At 66.1% G+C, this 15576-nt stretch carries 22 protein-coding genes; 10 read left to right on the forward strand and 12 right to left on the reverse strand.

Annotated features, from left to right (window positions below; genetic code table 11):
• Positions 1–1026, reverse strand: a complete 1026-nt coding sequence (locus tag AC2D9V_RS08650; RefSeq protein ID WP_484713665.1) for a phytase — start codon at positions 1024–1026, stop codon at positions 1–3.
• Positions 1010–1630: a hypothetical protein gene (locus tag AC2D9V_RS08655; protein ID WP_484713666.1), complete on the reverse strand. Its 621-nt coding sequence runs from the start codon at positions 1628–1630 to the stop codon at positions 1010–1012. Before AC2D9V_RS08655 ends, AC2D9V_RS08650 begins: the two co-directional genes overlap by 17 nt.
• Positions 1631–1759: 129 nt before the next feature.
• On the opposite strand from AC2D9V_RS08655, the gene AC2D9V_RS08660 reads away from it, so the two are divergent.
• Entirely contained in the window at positions 1760–1993 is a 234-nt protein-coding gene (locus AC2D9V_RS08660) for a GlsB/YeaQ/YmgE family stress response membrane protein (protein WP_484713667.1), read from the forward strand.
• Here the strand turns inward: AC2D9V_RS08660 and AC2D9V_RS08665 are convergent.
• The 8 genes from AC2D9V_RS08665 to AC2D9V_RS08700 all read right to left on the reverse strand — a co-directional run bounded on the left by AC2D9V_RS08665 (position 1986) and on the right by AC2D9V_RS08700 (position 6773).
• Positions 1986–2486, reverse strand: a complete 501-nt coding sequence (locus tag AC2D9V_RS08665) for a transcriptional regulator (RefSeq protein WP_484713668.1) — start codon at positions 2484–2486, stop codon at positions 1986–1988. The genes AC2D9V_RS08660 and AC2D9V_RS08665 overlap by 8 nt on opposite strands.
• A 40-nt stretch (positions 2487–2526) precedes the next feature.
• A complete protein-coding gene (locus tag AC2D9V_RS08670) occupies positions 2527–3180 on the reverse strand; it encodes a trimeric intracellular cation channel family protein (protein WP_484713669.1) in 654 nt (217 codons plus the stop codon).
• Positions 3167–3628 (reverse strand): ribonuclease HI, encoded by a 462-nt coding sequence (gene rnhA, locus AC2D9V_RS08675; RefSeq protein WP_484713670.1) that lies wholly within the window; start codon positions 3626–3628, stop codon positions 3167–3169. The genes AC2D9V_RS08670 and rnhA overlap by 14 nt, the downstream gene beginning before the upstream one ends.
• 4 nt (positions 3629–3632) lie before the next feature.
• Complete coding sequence (locus AC2D9V_RS08680) at positions 3633–4106, reverse strand: DUF3429 domain-containing protein (protein ID WP_484713671.1); 474 nt, start codon at positions 4104–4106, stop codon at positions 3633–3635.
• Positions 4107–4159: 53 nt separating this feature from the next.
• Positions 4160–4630, reverse strand: coding sequence for a YdeI/OmpD-associated family protein (locus AC2D9V_RS08685; RefSeq protein WP_484713672.1), 471 nt, complete (start codon positions 4628–4630; stop codon positions 4160–4162).
• The gene (ispH, locus tag AC2D9V_RS08690) at positions 4627–5580 is read right to left on the reverse strand and encodes a 4-hydroxy-3-methylbut-2-enyl diphosphate reductase (RefSeq protein ID WP_484714474.1); all 954 of its coding nucleotides are present in this window, start codon (positions 5578–5580) and stop codon (positions 4627–4629) included. The genes AC2D9V_RS08685 and ispH overlap by 4 nt, the downstream gene beginning before the upstream one ends.
• Before the next feature lie 166 nt (positions 5581–5746).
• The gene (locus AC2D9V_RS08695) at positions 5747–6175 is read right to left on the reverse strand and encodes a YqaA family protein (protein WP_484713673.1); all 429 of its coding nucleotides are present in this window, start codon (positions 6173–6175) and stop codon (positions 5747–5749) included.
• Between the two features lie 22 nt (positions 6176–6197).
• Positions 6198–6773 (reverse strand): LabA-like NYN domain-containing protein, encoded by a 576-nt coding sequence (locus tag AC2D9V_RS08700; protein WP_484713674.1) that lies wholly within the window; start codon positions 6771–6773, stop codon positions 6198–6200.
• Positions 6774–6912: 139 nt separating this feature from the next.
• On the opposite strand from AC2D9V_RS08700, the gene folK reads away from it, so the two are divergent.
• The 5 genes from folK (at position 6913) to AC2D9V_RS08725 (ending at position 11625) form a co-directional block, all read left to right on the forward strand.
• Positions 6913–7491, forward strand: a complete 579-nt coding sequence (folK, locus tag AC2D9V_RS08705; RefSeq protein WP_484713675.1) for a 2-amino-4-hydroxy-6-hydroxymethyldihydropteridine diphosphokinase — start codon at positions 6913–6915, stop codon at positions 7489–7491.
• A gap of 84 nt (positions 7492–7575) precedes the next feature.
• Entirely contained in the window at positions 7576–7929 is a 354-nt protein-coding gene (rpoZ, locus tag AC2D9V_RS08710; RefSeq protein ID WP_484713676.1) for a DNA-directed RNA polymerase subunit omega, read from the forward strand.
• A gap of 30 nt (positions 7930–7959) precedes the next feature.
• Positions 7960–10077, forward strand: coding sequence for a RelA/SpoT family protein (locus AC2D9V_RS08715; RefSeq protein WP_484713677.1), 2118 nt, complete (start codon positions 7960–7962; stop codon positions 10075–10077).
• A gap of 42 nt (positions 10078–10119) precedes the next feature.
• On the forward strand, positions 10120–10827 hold the full coding sequence (locus AC2D9V_RS08720; protein WP_484713678.1) for a DUF2062 domain-containing protein: 708 nt from the start codon (positions 10120–10122) through the stop codon (positions 10825–10827).
• A 36-nt stretch (positions 10828–10863) separates the two neighbouring features.
• Entirely contained in the window at positions 10864–11625 is a 762-nt protein-coding gene (locus AC2D9V_RS08725) for a pyridoxine 5'-phosphate synthase (protein ID WP_484713679.1), read from the forward strand.
• A 26-nt stretch (positions 11626–11651) separates the two neighbouring features.
• On the opposite strand, the gene AC2D9V_RS08730 is transcribed toward AC2D9V_RS08725, so the two are convergent.
• Positions 11652–12374: a hypothetical protein gene (locus AC2D9V_RS08730; RefSeq protein WP_484713680.1), complete on the reverse strand. Its 723-nt coding sequence runs from the start codon at positions 12372–12374 to the stop codon at positions 11652–11654.
• A gap of 69 nt (positions 12375–12443) precedes the next feature.
• Between AC2D9V_RS08730 and AC2D9V_RS08735 the strand changes: the two genes are divergently transcribed.
• From AC2D9V_RS08735 to rnc, 4 genes are all read left to right on the forward strand, one after another.
• Positions 12444–12977 (forward strand): MarR family winged helix-turn-helix transcriptional regulator, encoded by a 534-nt coding sequence (locus tag AC2D9V_RS08735; protein ID WP_484713681.1) that lies wholly within the window; start codon positions 12444–12446, stop codon positions 12975–12977.
• A gap of 33 nt (positions 12978–13010) precedes the next feature.
• Positions 13011–13418, forward strand: a complete 408-nt coding sequence (gene acpS, locus AC2D9V_RS08740; RefSeq protein WP_484713682.1) for a holo-ACP synthase — start codon at positions 13011–13013, stop codon at positions 13416–13418.
• 95 nt (positions 13419–13513) lie between these two features.
• Positions 13514–14299 carry a signal peptidase I gene (lepB, locus tag AC2D9V_RS08745; RefSeq protein ID WP_484713683.1) on the forward strand — a complete coding sequence of 262 codons (786 nt, stop codon included), beginning with the start codon at positions 13514–13516 and terminating at the stop codon, positions 14297–14299.
• The gene (gene rnc, locus AC2D9V_RS08750) at positions 14296–14985 is read left to right on the forward strand and encodes a ribonuclease III (RefSeq protein ID WP_484713684.1); all 690 of its coding nucleotides are present in this window, start codon (positions 14296–14298) and stop codon (positions 14983–14985) included. The genes lepB and rnc overlap by 4 nt, the downstream gene beginning before the upstream one ends.
• On the opposite strand, the gene AC2D9V_RS08755 is transcribed toward rnc, so the two are convergent.
• A complete protein-coding gene (locus tag AC2D9V_RS08755) occupies positions 14982–15542 on the reverse strand; it encodes a thermonuclease family protein (protein WP_484713685.1) in 561 nt (186 codons plus the stop codon). The genes rnc and AC2D9V_RS08755 overlap by 4 nt on opposite strands.
• Between the last annotated feature and the right edge of the window lie 34 nt (positions 15543–15576).

Raw genomic sequence — 15576 nt, forward strand, 5'->3', positions numbered from 1 at the left:
TCAGGGAAGTCCTGCGGCGACCGCAGCCCAGTCGACCAGCTTGAAGTTGGTCGTGTAGCCGGCGTTCTGGTCATCCATCATCACCAGAATGCCTTCGGGATGGCCCGGCAGCGCGGCAGACGTCACGTCCAGTCCGTCGGTTTCCGTCACCCCGTCGATCGCCCCGGCCGCCACCTCAACCAGCGCGCTGCAGACCGGCACCGCGTCGCCGTCCAGCCGGTAAAGCGCTGCGCGGTGAATGCCCTGCGCCGAGGCGACAAGGTATCGCCCCTTGCTGCTGTCGTGGATCGCCAGACCCTCCACATCGTCCCGCGGCAGGCAGTCCGAGGGAATCGCCGCTACGGCAAGCGGCGTTGCAGGCTTTCCCGGGTCCAGCGGAAAGCGCCAGATGCCCACATCTTCCTCGCCCACGTAGATATGGCCAGCCACGTCATCGGCCACCATGCCTTCAGGCTGCGTGCCGACCTGCCAGTGCCGCGCGAGTGTCAGGGTCAGCTGTCCCGCGACGTCCTCGATCCGGTATTGCAGCACATGTCCCGACTTGAAGTTCACCAGCGCGTAGGTGCCCGAGGCATCCCGTGCCATGGCGAAGCCATAAATGTTTTTCACGCCCTCGATGTCCGCCGGGATCGCCGGATGGGCAAAAGGCTCGGCGTGGCGGACATCCGCCCCGTCGATCACGTAGAAGACAAGCGTGTCATCGTCGCGCCGGCTCGCCGCGGCAAGCCCCACGGATCGGCCGCCAAGCACGAAGGGGCGGACATCGACATTGTTCAGCCGCCCGTCCGGCAGGAACGCCCGCTCGGCCCCGTCCAGACCGAAGACGAAAAGCCCGGCCTCCTTGTCCGTTCCCAGGATCAGGCTCCGCGCTGGGTCGGCCGCGTTCACCCAGATCGCCGGGTCGTCGGCATCGCCCCCGGTTCCCTCGGTCTCTGCCACCGCCGGCACGCTGATCGCCACCGGCTCGGCCGCCAGCGGCAGGGCCGTCAGGGCCAGAAGGAACAACGCCTCAGTCGTCGATTTCATATTCGGCCACCGGCACGGTGAAAGAGATGACCACGACTTCGCCCGCGGCCTCGGCAGTCGCGAAACCGCCGATCATGCCGTCGGGACGCAGACCCTTGTCGTCGGGCGTGCCTTCGTCCAGCGTCACCGTCAGCACACCGCTGAAGCCGCCGATCTCGTCATTCACGCTGCCGCTGGCGTCCTCCCATTCGCCGGAAAACTCCAGGTAGGATGCCAATCCCTTCGGAAAGTTCTCGGGCACAAGCTGAAAGTCGGATGGCAGCGTCACGGTGCTGAAATCGTCGTTCTCGAATTCCAGTTCGATGCTGCGCTCGACCCCGCCGATCGTGGCCTTGAGCGCGACCTCGAAGTCGCCATAGCGGAAAGCACCACCCTCACCCGGAAGATATTCGCGCTTGCCCTGGAATTCGGCCACACCCGCCGCCGCCGCCATGTCGGTCAGCTGGATATTCATCTCGCGCCCATTGACCGTGCCCATGACGACGAAATGCGGCGTCGCCCCAAGCCACTCTGTCGGCGCAGCGGTCAGGGTAGGGGCTTCGGTCGCAATCGTTTCGGCGAATGCCGGGGTGGCAAGCAGGCAAAGCACGGCAGCAAGGCGCATGGGATCCTCCGGGATGTTCCCGATGCTGCTAGCAGCGGCATATGACAGTTCTGTGCAGGTCTGCTCACGGGCTACTGGCGAAGCGGTCTGCGGGTCCCCATATCCTCACGAGGTAGTGAGGAGGGTGCAATGCCGCTCATCTGGCTTCTGGTGGTAGGGGTTGCGGTCGGTTTTCTGGCCACGCGGATTCTGAAGGTGAATCTCGATACGCCCTCGACGATTGCGCTGGGGGTGCTGGGTGCGCTGATCGGCGGGCTGGTCCTGCGCGGTCTGACGATGGTGGCCGGCATCGGGGCCGGGGTCGTGGGCGCGCTTCTGGGGGCGGTCCTTCTGATCTGGGCCTGGAAGACCTGGGTCAGGTAAGGCGCTTTGCCACGTCCTTCAGCTTGAACGCGGGCTCGGTCCCGTGTGCCCACATCAGCTGGCCCTGCCAGGCGGCGAAGAGGAGCGCGGCACTCTCGCGCGCCTGTCGCCCGGTGCCAAGGCGCAGGGCGAGCGCGGATTCCACCGTCGCCTGCCACGCCGCGGCCCGTTGCGCGAGCTCCGGGTCGCGGAAATCAGCGATAAGTCTCGCCGGATCAGCTTCGGCAATCGCCTTCAACAGCGCATGCGGCCCCTTCTTGTCGGTCGCTGTGATCGCGTCTTGCGTGACCTGACCAAGTCGGTCCCAGGCGGCGGCCCGGGCGGCGCGGACCATGCCGTCGCGGCTGCCATAGCGCTGCACCAGCGTGGGCGGGGCAAGCCCCGTCGCCGCGCTGACCGTGGCGAAGGACACGGCCTTGTCGCCGCCTTCGTCCAGAAGCCGCTGAATTGCTGCGAAAATGCGTGCGTCGGGAATGGTGCGGGTGCGTGGCATTCATCAAGAATAGACGAATGATCGTTCACCCTGCAAGCGGCTAACGCTTCGGCGCCCCCGGTTTCGGCGGGCGCGACCGGTAGACCGGCAGGCGCCACCCAAAGGCGATGCTTCCGGCCCGCAGAACAAACACCGTCGCCGCACAGATCAGCAGCGCCGAGCCGGTCGCAACCCCCGCCAGACCCGCCAGCACGGCCGCAAGCGACCCGGCAAAAGCGCAGGAAACGTAAAGCTCGCCCTGTTTCAACACCAGGGGCACCTCGTTGCAGACGATGTCGCGCAGAAGGCCACCCATGCAGCCGGTGATCATCCCCATCACCAGGATGACTGCCCAGCTCTGCCCGGCGGCTATTGCCACTGCGACACCCGCCGGCACCGCCACCGCAAGGGCGCAGGCGTCCAGCCACAGAAGCGCGCGGTATCGGCTTTCCAGCCGGTGCGCGGCGAAGAAGACGATCACCGCCGCAAGGGTCGCCACGGCAAGCATCGTCGGGTCGGCGACCCAGAAGACCTCACGATTCAGGATCATGTCGCGCAGCGTGCCGCCGCCCACGGCGGTCAGGCAGGCGACGAAGATGAAGCCGACGATATCCAGCTGCGACCGGCTCGCCGCCAGCGCCCCGGTCAGCGCGAAGACCGCGACCGAGGCATAGTCGAGCCCGTCCAGAAGCAACCCGGGGTCAGGGGCGGTCATGCGACACGGGCTTGAAGGGGGCCATGCCGGCCCGGGCCAGTTCGTCGGCGCGTTCATTCTCGGGGTGTCCGGCATGGCCCTTGATCCAGGCCCAGGTCACCCGGTGGCGCGCCTGCGCCGCGTCCAGCCGCTGCCAGAGGTCGACGTTCTTCAGGTTCTTCTTCGTCCAGTTGCCCCGTTTCCAGGCGTGGATCCACTGGGTAATCCCGTCCTTCACATAGGCGCTGTCGGTCACCACCGTTATCTTCGACGGTTTCGTCAGCGCCTCCAGCGCCGAGATTGCCGCCATCAGCTCCATCCGGTTGTTGGTGGTCAGCGCCTCGCCCCCCTGAAGCGTGCGCTCCTTCACGACGGCACCCCCCTCCCGCGCCAGCATCAGCACCCCCCAGCCGCCCGGACCGGGGTTCCCCGAACAGGCGCCGTCGGTGTAGGCGAAAAGCTCGGGCATCGGGTCAGGCACCCAGGGGCACGGCAAGGCAGGCCACAACCACCACGGTCAGCATCACCCGCAACCTCAGCCACCAGCCTGGGGCAAGGCCCCAGACCGAAAAGATCGTGTCAAGGAACAGCAGCCCGACAAACCCCGCGGCCAGGTAGATCACCGAATTCGCCGAGGCGTCGGTGACCATGAAGAAGCACCAGAGGGCCGGGATCACCGAAAGGGTATAGGCGGCGGCAGCCTCTCGCCCCTCGGCCTTGGTGGCAAAGCCCCAGAGGACGCCGGACATGAAGGACAGGATCACGGTGCCGTAGGTCACCCCGACGTAGGTGCCAAGGAACATCGGCGGCACCCATTGGCCGGCCCAGCCGGCAAGGCCGGGAAGAAGATGCGTGGCGGCGGACCACAGGAATGGGATCAGCCCTGCGAGCCCCAGAAGCAGGGCGGCGCGGGGGATTCGGCGGTCGTCGGTCATCGGTTCGGTCATGGCGGTGATCTAGCCTGTGCCGCCCCGCTTGGCCAGCGGTCCGTGACGGTGGGTCACGGGCGGCCGGACGAGCCCGATTCCAGGTCTGCGATCAGCTTCGCGATCCGCTTCTGCCGGGTCGCGTCGGTCTTCGCGGTGGCGATCTGGTAGAGCATCCCCCGCCGCTTGCCGGGGGTCAGCGCCTCCCACGCCGCAGCGACCCCGCCCGCCCGTAGCGCGGCCTCGATATCGGGGTCGACATCGACCCGGTCATCCGCAGCTGGCCGCAGGCGGACCTCGACCGGCTCACCGGGGGCGATGCCGATCCGGTCCAGCAGGCTTTGCCCGGCCCAGAGGAAGACCCCCTCCACCACCGGGGCGCGGGACAGGGCAAGGTTGACCGAATGCTCCGCGATCTCGCCTTCCACCCGGCGGCAGGGGCCAAGGGCGGCGGTCACGTGATTCGGCAGCGGCAGGATCGTATAGGTCGACCGTCCCCAGGCCAGCGGCAACACCCGGCCCTCGAAGGTCACCCAGTCAGTCACGCCGGTTCGCGCAGGATCTTCGGCACCCGGAATTCGACATGTTCGACGGCAGTCTCTACCACCTCGACGGTCAGGTCATGCCGGGCGCGGAACGCCTCGATCACCTCGTTCACCAGAACCTCGGGTGCGCTGGCCCCGGCGGTCAGACCGATGGCCCGCGCCCCCTGAAGCGCCCGCCAGTCGATATCGGCGGCGCGCTGGATCAGCATCGAATAGGGACAGCCCGCCGCAGTGCCGACCTCGACCAGGCGCTTCGAGTTCGACGAGTTCGGCGCGCCGATCACGAGGAGGGCGTCGATCTTCGGGGCGACCGCCTTCACAGCCGCCTGCCGGTTGGTGGTGGCATAGCAGATGTCGTCATGGGCCGGGGCGATGATCGCCGGGAAACGCGCCTGCAAGGCGGCGGCGATTTCGGCGGTGTCATCGACGGAAAGGGTGGTCTGGGTGATGAAGGCCAGCTTCGCCGGGTCACGGACCTGCAGGGTGGCGACATCCTCGACGGTCTCGACCAGGAGGACCTCTCCCGGCGGAAGCTGGCCCATGGTGCCGACCGTCTCGGGGTGGCCCTCGTGGCCGATGTAGATCATCTGGACCCCGTTCTCGTGGTGCCGCGCGGCCTCGTTATGGACCTTCGTCACGAGGGGGCAGGTCGCGTCCACGGCGATCATGTTGCGCCGTCCGGCCTCGGCCGGGACGGACTTCGGGACCCCGTGGGCCGAGAAGACGACGGGGCGGTCGTCGGGGCAGTCGTCCAGTTCCTCGACAAAGATCGCACCTTTGGCCCGCAGGCCGTCGACCACGAACCTATTGTGGACGATCTCGTGCCGGACATAGACGGGGGCACCCCATTTCTGCAGGGCAAGCTCCACCATCCTGATCGCCCGGTCCACCCCGGCGCAGAAGCCGCGGGGGGCGGCGAGGTAGAGGGTGAGGGGAGGCAGGTCGGACATGAGCGGCCCAGAAAAGAGGATCATCCAAGGTGTAGGGCTTGCCGGCGGGGACGTCCAGCATCGGAAGTGACCACAGTGGTCAAATCAGGAATATTACATGAAATCAAAGTCTTGCTTGTGGGCAATAGGGAATCCTTAACCCCTTACCACGATGCCGAAGATGCATCTAGGCGCCGAGTGCCGCCGCCCCGGCAAGCGCAAGGGCGCCATAGCGGGCGGTCTTGGCGACGGCGACCAGCACCAGGAAGATCGGCAGCGGCACCCGCATCAGGCCCGCCACCGCCACCAGCACATCACCCCCCGGCGCCCAGGACAGAAGCAGCGACCAAAGGCCCCAGCGGCGGAACCAGCCTTCGGCCCGGGCCATCTGCGCTGGGCGGATCGGAAAGCGCGGATGGTCGCGCCAGCCGCCCAGCCAGCGGCCTAGCCCATAGGTCACACAGGACCCCAGCACATTGCCGACCGACGCGACGATGACCAGAGAAACGGCAGGCCAGCCCGCCGCCTGCATCGCGATGAACGGAACTTCCGAATTGAACGGGACAGGCGTGGCCGCAAGCAGGGCGGCAACGAACAGTCCGAGATAGGCGATCACGCGGACAAGTCGCGGGCCGGGGTTACTTCACGTCTGCCGAGGCGGGCTCGTCGTTCATCGGGCGCGGTTCGCGTGGCGGCCGGCCGATGACTTCGCGCAGTTCGTCCAGCTCGATGAAGTTGTCGGCCTGACGGCGCAGCTCGTCCGCGATCATCGGCGGCTGGCTGCGGATCGTCGAGACAACCGAAACCCGCACGCCCTGGCGCTGCAGGCTTTCGACCAGCGGGCGGAAGTCGCCGTCGCCCGAGAACAGCACGACATGATCCACGCGCGGGGCAAGTTCCATCGCATCGACGCAAAGCTCGATGTCCATGTTGCCCTTCACCTTCCGGCGGCCCTGGCTGTCGGTGTATTCCTTGGCTGGCTTGGTGCGCATGGTGAAGCCGTTGTAGTGCAGCCAGTCAACCAGCGGACGAATGGGCGAGTAGTCGTCGTTTTCCAGCAGAGCGGTGTAGTAGAACGCGCGCAACAGCTTTCCGCGGCGCATGAACTCCATGCGCAGAAGCTTGTAGTCGATGTCGAAGCCCAGCGACTTTGCCGCTGCATAAAGATTCGAACCATCAATGAACAGCGCAAGCCGTTCGTCCTTGTAAAACATTTTTAAAGTCCCCTCAGAGTCGCCGCGCCGATCAAGCTTCCGTGTCTGGACCACGTGTTATACTGAGCGTCATCGGTCAGGCCTCTCTCGAATATCAGCCGGAACCGGGCATGGACAAGTCGACTCTGGGAAAGATTGCGTGCGTAGCGCGAGAAATTCACAACTTCTGGTTGCTTTTGGCGCAAATCTGCCGTTCGAAGGACGCTCGCCGGCGGACACGCTCCTGCGGGCTTCGGCAGAGCTGGCGGAAGAAGGTTTTTCTTTGCTGGGGCTTAGCCGATTCTTCGCAACACCGTGCTTTCCGGCTGGGGCCGGACCTGACTATGTGAATGCTGCGGCAGTCCTTCAAGGCGGGGTTGAAAATGACTTGGCGTCAACCTTGGCCCGACTGCACGCGGTCGAAGCCAAATTCGGCCGGAAACGGGCGCAACGCTGGGGAATGCGGACGCTGGACATCGATCTTCTGGCGTTTGGCGATTCGGTCCTGCCGGATGCCGAGACGCAGGACCGCTGGCGCCTGATGCCGGCCGAGGCGCAGATCCGGTCGACACCCGACCAGCTGATCCTGCCCCATCCGCGCCTGCAGGACCGGGCCTTCGTGCTGGTGCCTCTGGCCGATGTGGCGCCCGACTGGGTGCACCCGCGGACGGGCCTCAGCGTCCGGCAGATGCTTGAGGCCCTGCCGCAGGCGGAACGTGACGCCGTGAAACCGCTTTGATTTGCGGCGATTCCGCGCTTGTCAAGCCGGTGCAATCCGCCTACATAGGCCACTTCCAGCGAAGCTTCGGGATTGGAGTACATCATGGCCCGCGTGACGGTCGAAGATTGCGTTGACAAGGTTCCGAACCGGTTCGAACTGGTGATGCTGGCCGCCCACCGGGCGCGCGAGATCCAGTCCGGCTCGCCCATCACGGTGGACCGCGACAACGACAAGAACCCCGTCGTCGCCCTGCGCGAGATCGCCGACGAAACCCAGTCGGCCGGTGTCCTGCGTGAACGGATGATCGAAAGCCACCAGACCCAGATCGAGGTGGACGAGCCCGAGGAAGACCAGATGGCGCTTCTCATGGGTGGCGAGATGGACCGTCCGATGGTCGACGACATGTCGGAAGAAAAGCTCCTTCGCGCGCTGATGGAAGCGCAGGGCGAGCTTTAAGGGCCTTCCGGGCCCGCCAGCGGGGCGGTGATGATCGACGTCGAAGACCTCATCGCCCTGGTTCGCAACTACAATCCGCGCTGCAATGCCGATCTGATCCGCAAGGCCTATGCCTACGGCATGAAGATGCACGAAGGGCAGATGCGGAAGTCGGGCGAGCCCTATTTCACGCACCCCGTCGCGGTGGCCGCGATCCTGACCGAGCAGCGGCTGGATGACGCGACGATTGTCACGGCCCTTCTGCACGACACGATCGAGGACACCCGGTCGACCTATACCGAGATCGCCCAGATGTTCGGCGAAGAGGTGGCGGAACTGGTCGACGGGGTGACGAAGCTGACGAACCTGCAGCTGTCGAATACCGAAAGCCAGCAGGCTGAGAACTTCCGCAAGCTCTTCATGGCGATGTCCCGTGACCTGCGGGTCATCCTGGTCAAGCTAGGCGACCGGCTGCACAACATGCGGACGATCCGCAGCATGAAGCCGGAAAAGCAGGCCCAGAAGGCGCGCGAGACGATGGAGATCTTTGCTCCATTGGCGGGCCGGATGGGCATGCAGTGGATGAGGGAGGAGCTTGAGGACCTGTCGTTCAAGGTCCTGAACCCCGAGGCGCGCAATTCGATCATGCGGCGGTTCCTGACGCTGCAGCGCGAAACCGGGGATGTGGTCCACAAGATCACCGCCGACATCCGGCACGAGTTGGAAAAGGCGCAGATCGAGGCGGATGTTTACGGGCGGGCGAAGAAGCCCTACTCGATCTGGCGGAAGATGCAGGAGAAGGACCTGGCGTTCAGCCGGTTGTCCGACATCTACGGGTTCCGGGTCATTTGCGGGTCGGTCGCGGACTGCTACCGCATCCTTGGCGTAATCCACCAGCGCTGGCGGGCGGTGCCGGGACGGTTCAAGGATTACATCAGCCAGCCGAAGAACAACGGGTATCGCTCGATCCACACCACGGTCTCGGGCCGCGACGGCAAGCGGGTCGAGGTGCAGATCCGCACGCGCGAGATGCACGAGGTGGCCGAGGCCGGGGTCGCGGCGCATTGGTCCTACCGCGAAGGCGTGCGTGCGAAGAACCCCTTTGCGGTCGATCCGGCGAAGTGGATCGCCTCGCTGACCGAACGGCTGGACGAAGGCGACACCGACGAATTCCTCGAGAACGTGAAGCTCGAGATGTATTCCGACCAGGTCTTCTGCTTCACCCCGAAGGGCGACGTGGTGCAGCTTCCGCGCGGGGCGACGCCCTTGGACTACGCCTATGCGATCCACACGCGGATCGGGAATTCCTGCGTTTCGGCCAAGATCGACGGCATCCGGGTGCCCCTGTGGACCCGCCTCAAGAACGGCCAGTCGGTCGAGATCATCACGGCGGAAGGCCAGCGCCCGCAGGCCAGCTGGATCGATATCGTGACGACGGGGCGCGCCAAGGCCGCGATCCGGCGGTCCTTGCGCGAAGAGGACAAGGGGCGCTTCGTCAAGCTGGGGCAGGAGCTGGCGCGGGCGGCCTTTGACCATGTGGGCAAGAAGGCAACGGACAAGGCGCTGCGGACGGCGGCGAAGATGCTGGGGCTTTCGGACGAGAACGATCTTCTCGCGCGGCTCGGGTCGGCCGAGATGCCCGCGCGCCGGGTGGTCGAGACGCTTTATCCCGAACTTGCCCAGGCCGTCGCCGAAGAGGTGGATTCGAAGCGTCCGGTCGTCGGCCTGACCGCCGACCAGACCTTCCGCCGCGCGCAGTGCTGCCAGCCGGTCCCGGGTGAGCGGATCGTTGGCATCACCTACAAGGGGCTGGGCGTGGTGGTGCACGCCATCGACTGCCCCGCGCTGGAGGAATTCGAGGACCAGACCCAGCGCTGGGTCGACCTGCGCTGGCATTCGGGCCGCCATGCGCCGGTCTACATGGTGACGCTTGACCTGACCATTTCCAACGACGCGGGCGTCCTTGGGCGCATCTGCACCTTGATCGGTGAGCAGAAGGCCAATATCTCGGACCTGAGGTTCACCGACCGCAAGCCGGACTTTTACAGGCTTATCATGGATGTGGACTTGCGGGATGTCGAACATCTGCACATGGTCATGACCGCGCTTGAGGCAGAGACCGACGTGGCGCAGATCTCCCGTCACAGGGATTTGTCGCGGCGCCCGTAAGGTGCCGGTTTGCGGGTGTGACCCGGTCGGAAAGGGCGGGAGTTGGTCTTCAAGCGCAGGGATCCGTTGGGCTGGGGCGCATGGCTGCGCGAGCAGGTCTACCCGCGCGGCGGATTCAAGCGGGCGACGCGCTATGTCACGCTCCGGATGCGCCGCCTCCCCGACCAGCCGCACCGGGTGGCGCGGGGTGTGTTTGCGGGGTTCTTCATCGGCTTTCTGCCCCTGCCGGGTCTCCAGTTCCTGGCGGCCTGGGGGGCTGCTCGACTGATCCGCGGGAATGTCCTTGCTGCGCTTCTCGGGACATTCAACACAAATCCGCTGACCACGCCGCCCTTTGCCGTACTGTCGGTGTGGCTTGGTCACTGGATCCTCGGCATCGAGGCCCCGTTGAACGGACGCTACATCGTCAACGCACTGGAGAATGCTGTCTATGACCTCTGGAACAACTTCATGGCACTTTTCGGCCCGCAGGAAGCGCAGTGGGACGGGCTGATCCAGTTCTGGAATGAAATCTACCTGCCCTGGTTCATTGGCGCCCTTGGCCCCGCGCTCATCATCAGCACCATCGCCTACTACCTGACCATCCCGCTCGTCACCGCCTACCAGAAGGCGCGGGCGGCGACGGCCCATGAGCGGGGCGAACGCCGGCGGCGGATGCGGGCCAAGCTGGCCGAAGCGGCGGGCAAGCTGAAGCGGCGGGGCGACGAGCCGGATGAAGGAACGGGTGACGACGGCCCGGGCGCGCCCTAGATTGCCTGTAACTGGACTTCGGCTAAGGATATCCGGATGACTCGTCTGCTGCCCTCCCCCGGCCCGTTGCGCCTTGGCGTCAACATCGACCATGTGGCGACCGTGCGGAATGCCCGCGGGTCGGCTTGGCCCGATCCCCTGCGCGCGGCCCTTCTGGCCGAGGCGTCCGGGGCCGACGGCATCACTGCCCACCTGCGCGAGGATCGCCGCCACATCCGCGACAGCGATATCGAGGCCCTGATGGCCGGCATCTCGATCCCGCTGAACTTCGAATGCGCCGCAACGGCCGAGATGCAGGCCATCGTGCTGCGCCACCGCCCGCATGCCGTTTGCCTTGTGCCCGAAAAGCGCGAGGAGCGCACGACCGAGGGCGGGTTGGACGTCGCGGGTGACCAAGCACGCCTTGCCGACTACATCGCCCCCCTGCGCGAGGCCGGGGCCCGCGTCAGCATGTTCATCGGGCATGATGCGCGGCAGATCGAAGCCTCGGCCGCCATCGGCGCGGCGGTGGTGGAACTCCACACCGGGCTTTACTCCGAGCTTCTGGCCGATGGCCATGCCGAACTTGCGGACCGCGAGCTTCAGGCGTTGCGGAAGGGCGCGACCCTGGCGGCCGAACTGGGGCTGGAGGTCCATGCCGGCCACGGTCTGACCTATGACAATGTCGAACCCATCGCCGCGATCCCGGAACTGGCCGAACTCAACATCGGCCACTTCCTGGTGGGCGAGGCGATCTTCCGCGGTCTTGGCCCGGCAATCGAGGAAATGCGGCGGCGGATGGACCTGGCCCGGGGCTGACCGCCCCGGCCCAGGCGCGACTGGCTTCAGTCGATCTTGCCCGGCAGCGAGAGGTCGCCCGAGGCGATGTCGAACACGTCGCTGACGCAAAGCAGCGGCGCGTGCAGGTTTGCGTTCACGCGCAGCGCCGAGGTCACCCCGTCGAAGGACGCGCCTTCAGCCCCGGGAACCTCGATCGTCACGGTGACCTCAGGGCCGGTGAATTCGGGTCTGGCCTCGGGGCTGTCGATGAAGAGCGGCAGGCCCGGCCAGGTTTTCGGAAGCTGCGGCGTCGTGCCTTCGGGAATGTCGCGCACGGCAAGAGCGGCGGGTCCGCAGTCATCGGACGGGACCAGGACCACCCAGTGGCTATGCCAGTCCAGCCCGTCGTTCGCCGGGTCGCCATCGCCATTCTCGTCGTAAAGCGGCGTGTCGTCGAAATCCGGGTGGCTCGTGGCCGCGACCGCGAGGATGCCTGTTCCGGGTTCGAACCCTACCGTCGCCGGATCCAGACTGGTGGGCCAGACATAGGCATGGACGGCGGACCCGGCCAGTGCCCCGGTCGGGGCGGGTGTATCGGCCCCGGCGGTGCCGGCGGTTGTCATCCGGAAAGTCAACCGGTCGCCGTCGCGGGTGACCTGGGCCGACAGGATGTCAAGGCTGGCCAGCTTCGTCGCATCTTCGGGTGAGGTGACCTCGCCATGGGCAAAGACCGGGACAAGGCTCGCGAAAAGAAAGGCGACAGGGACGAGGGTTCGGGTCGTTTTCATTGGGGCGCTCCTAATTGATAGCGAATCGAAACTATTGCACAAACGATAGCGAGTCCATACAATATCGCCATGACGCCACAGACCGAGATGACGCTGCTTCTGGACCGCCTTGCCCGCCTGCATGCCGCGCGGCGGCGGGCGGTGGCCCTGACCGACGCGCAATGTGCCGCGCTGGAGTATCTGGCGCGGGCGAACCGGTTCTCGCGCAGCCCCTCGGTCGTGGCCGAATATCTTGCGACGACGCGGGGAACGGCCTCGCAGACCCTGAAGGCGCTGGCCGAAAAGGGTCTGATTGCGGAAGAGCCGGTCGAGGGCGACAGGCGGCAACGGCGCTATGCCCTGACAGAGCTTGGCCGGACACTGGTCGCTGGCTGGTTCGAGGCTGAAGCGTCGGATGCGGGTAGTGAAGCCGCGCTGCAAGCGGCGCGCAGTCTCCTGCGGACGTTGGTCGCAGAAAGTGGGGCCAAGACCTTCGGCCTGTGTCACTCGTGTCGGCACCACGCGACCGGACCGGGAATGATCCCCTCCTGCCGTTTGCTGGGGATCACGCTGGCGCTGGAAGAGGCCGGGCAACTCTGCCATGAGTTTGCCGAGGCCGGCTGACGGCACGGGCGGCGCGACGGGAAAGACTTGACGATGATCCTTGGCATCGGCACCGACCTTGCGAATATCGAGCGGATCGAGGCGACGCTCGCCCGCTTCGGTGACCGCTTCCGCAACCGCGTCTTCACCGAACGTGAACAGCGCAAGGCCGAGGGTCGGCCCCGCGCGGTGGCGGCGACCTATGCCAAACGCTGGGCCGCGAAAGAGGCCTGTTCCAAGGCGCTGGGCACAGGCCTTCGGATGGGCATCAGCTGGAAGGACATGGCGGTGACGAACCTGCGCTCGGGGCAGCCGGTGATGCATGTCACCGGATGGGCGGCGGAACGGCTGCGCGCGATGACGCCCGAAGGGCACGAGGCGGTGATCCACGTCACCCTGACCGACGACCACCCATGGGCACAGGCCTTCGTCGTGATCGAGGCGCGGCCCATCCGCCGCTGAGGCCGTGATCTGCAAGGCCGGGCCGTCGCGCCTTGACTTCGCAGCCGCCTTGCGCGCAAGAAGCGCGGGACAAAGGGCAAGGACAGCAGGGCATCATGGCGAAAGACAAGGCCGAGGGCGGCATCCTTGAAACGATCAAGACCGTCTTCTGGGCACTGGTCATCGCGGGCGTCTTCCGCACGCTCTTCTTCCAGCCGTTCTGGATCCCGTCCGAGTCGATGAAGGACACGCTGCTGATTGGCGACTTCCTCTTCGTCAACAAGATGGCCTACGGTTACAGTCGCTATTCCTGCCCCTTCGCGATGTGCCCCTTCGAGGGCCGCATCCTGGCCTCCGAGCCCGAACGCGGCGACGTCGTGGTCTTCCGCCACCCGGTGAACGGCAGCGATTTCATCAAGCGGCTGATCGGCCTGCCGGGTGACCGGATCCAGGTGCAGAACGGGGTGCTCTTTATCAACGGCGAGGAAGTGCCGCAGGAAGCCGCCGGGGTCTTCGAGGAAATCTACGAACCCCAGGGCCCGATGCGGAACCTGCCGCGCTGCGAGAACGGGGCGGTCGGCGCGGGTGGCATCTGCACGAAAAGCCGCTTCGTCGAAACGCTGCCGGGCGGGCGCCAGCACAACATCCTGAACATTGTCGACAACGGTCCGGGCGACAACACCGATGTCTTCACCGTGCCCGAGGGCCAGTATTTCTTCATGGGCGACAACCGCGACAACAGCCAGGACAGCCGCTTTGCGCAGGCTGCCGGGGGCGTCGGTTTCGTGCCGGCGGAATACCTGATCGGCCGCGCGGACCGGATCATGTTCTCCTCTGCCGGCAGCCGGATGCTCTATTTCTGGACCTGGCGGTCGGACCGGTATTTCCAGGCGATCGAGTGAGGCTTTCGGTCGAACTCCGCGCCTTCGAAGGCCGGCTCGGCCACCGGTTCAAGACGCCGGACCTTCTCTTGCGCGCGGTGACCCATTCCTCGATCGGCAGCGCCACCCGCCCCGACAACCAGCGGCTGGAATTCCTGGGTGACCGGGTGCTGGGGCTGGTGATGGCCGAAGCACTTCTGACCGCGGATGCCGGAGCCAGCGAAGGGCAGCTTGCGCCGCGCTTCAACGCGCTGGTCCGGAAGGAAACCTGTGCGGCGGTGGCGCGCGAGATCGGCCTTGGCGATGTCCTGAAGCTTGGCCGCAGCGAGATGCTGACTGGCGGTCGGCGGAAAGAGGCGCTTCTTGGCGACGCGATGGAGGCGGTGATCGCAGCCGTCTACCAGGACGCCGGGTTCGAGGCGGCGCGGGCGCTGGTCCTGCGGCTCTGGGGCGGGCGGATCGCGGCGGTCGAACCGGATGCCCGTGACGCCAAGACCAGCCTGCAGGAATGGGCACAGGCCCGCGGCATGCCGCCCCCGGTCTATGAGGAGGTCGGGCGCTCCGGCCCTGACCACGCGCCCGTGTTCACCGTCCGTGTTTCGCTTGCCTCGGGCGAAAACGAGGAGGCGACGGCGGGAACCAAGCGCCTTGCCGAACAGGGCGCAGCGCGGACGCTTCTGGAGCGGATGGAGTCAGGGGCGGCCTAGTCGGGCAGCCCCGGCGGCATGCGCCCTTTCTGGCGGGCATCGCAGCGCCAGAGTTTCCTTCGGATCCCCTCCGGCTCCAGCCCGGCGTATTTCCCTTGCGAGAACTTGCACCAGTCGACCGCCAGCCCCGCCTTCACCATCTCGGCCGAAAGATCGCGGCCATCGGACAGGTAGCAGGTGGCGACGGTCCGGTCGTGGGAGAGGTCGCCGTCGAAGACGGCGCGGACATCCTGGCCCTTGCACAGGTTGACCAGCGCCCACTTGGCGGTCTTGCCATAGGGCTGGTCCAATTCCGGCGCGTCGATCCCGGCAAGCCGGATGCGGGTGCCGCAGAGGTCGATGGTGTCGCCGTCGATAACCCAGGCCCGCCCGCGAAGCTCGCTGACCTCGACCACCGTGACCTCTGTCACCTGCCGGACGGCGACGACCGGTCGGGTGGCAACCGGCCTTACGACGCGCGGCAGGTCAAGCGGCGGCAGGCGTTCGTCGCGTCTGATGGTGTGGGTCGTGCGCGATGATGTCCCCATGAAGCGCAGGAGTATCCTGAGCAGTCCCATCTCTGTCCCGTTCACGTTTTCGTTCGTGTTCGGC

It is taken from the genome of Tabrizicola sp. T46 (genome assembly GCF_057219895.1).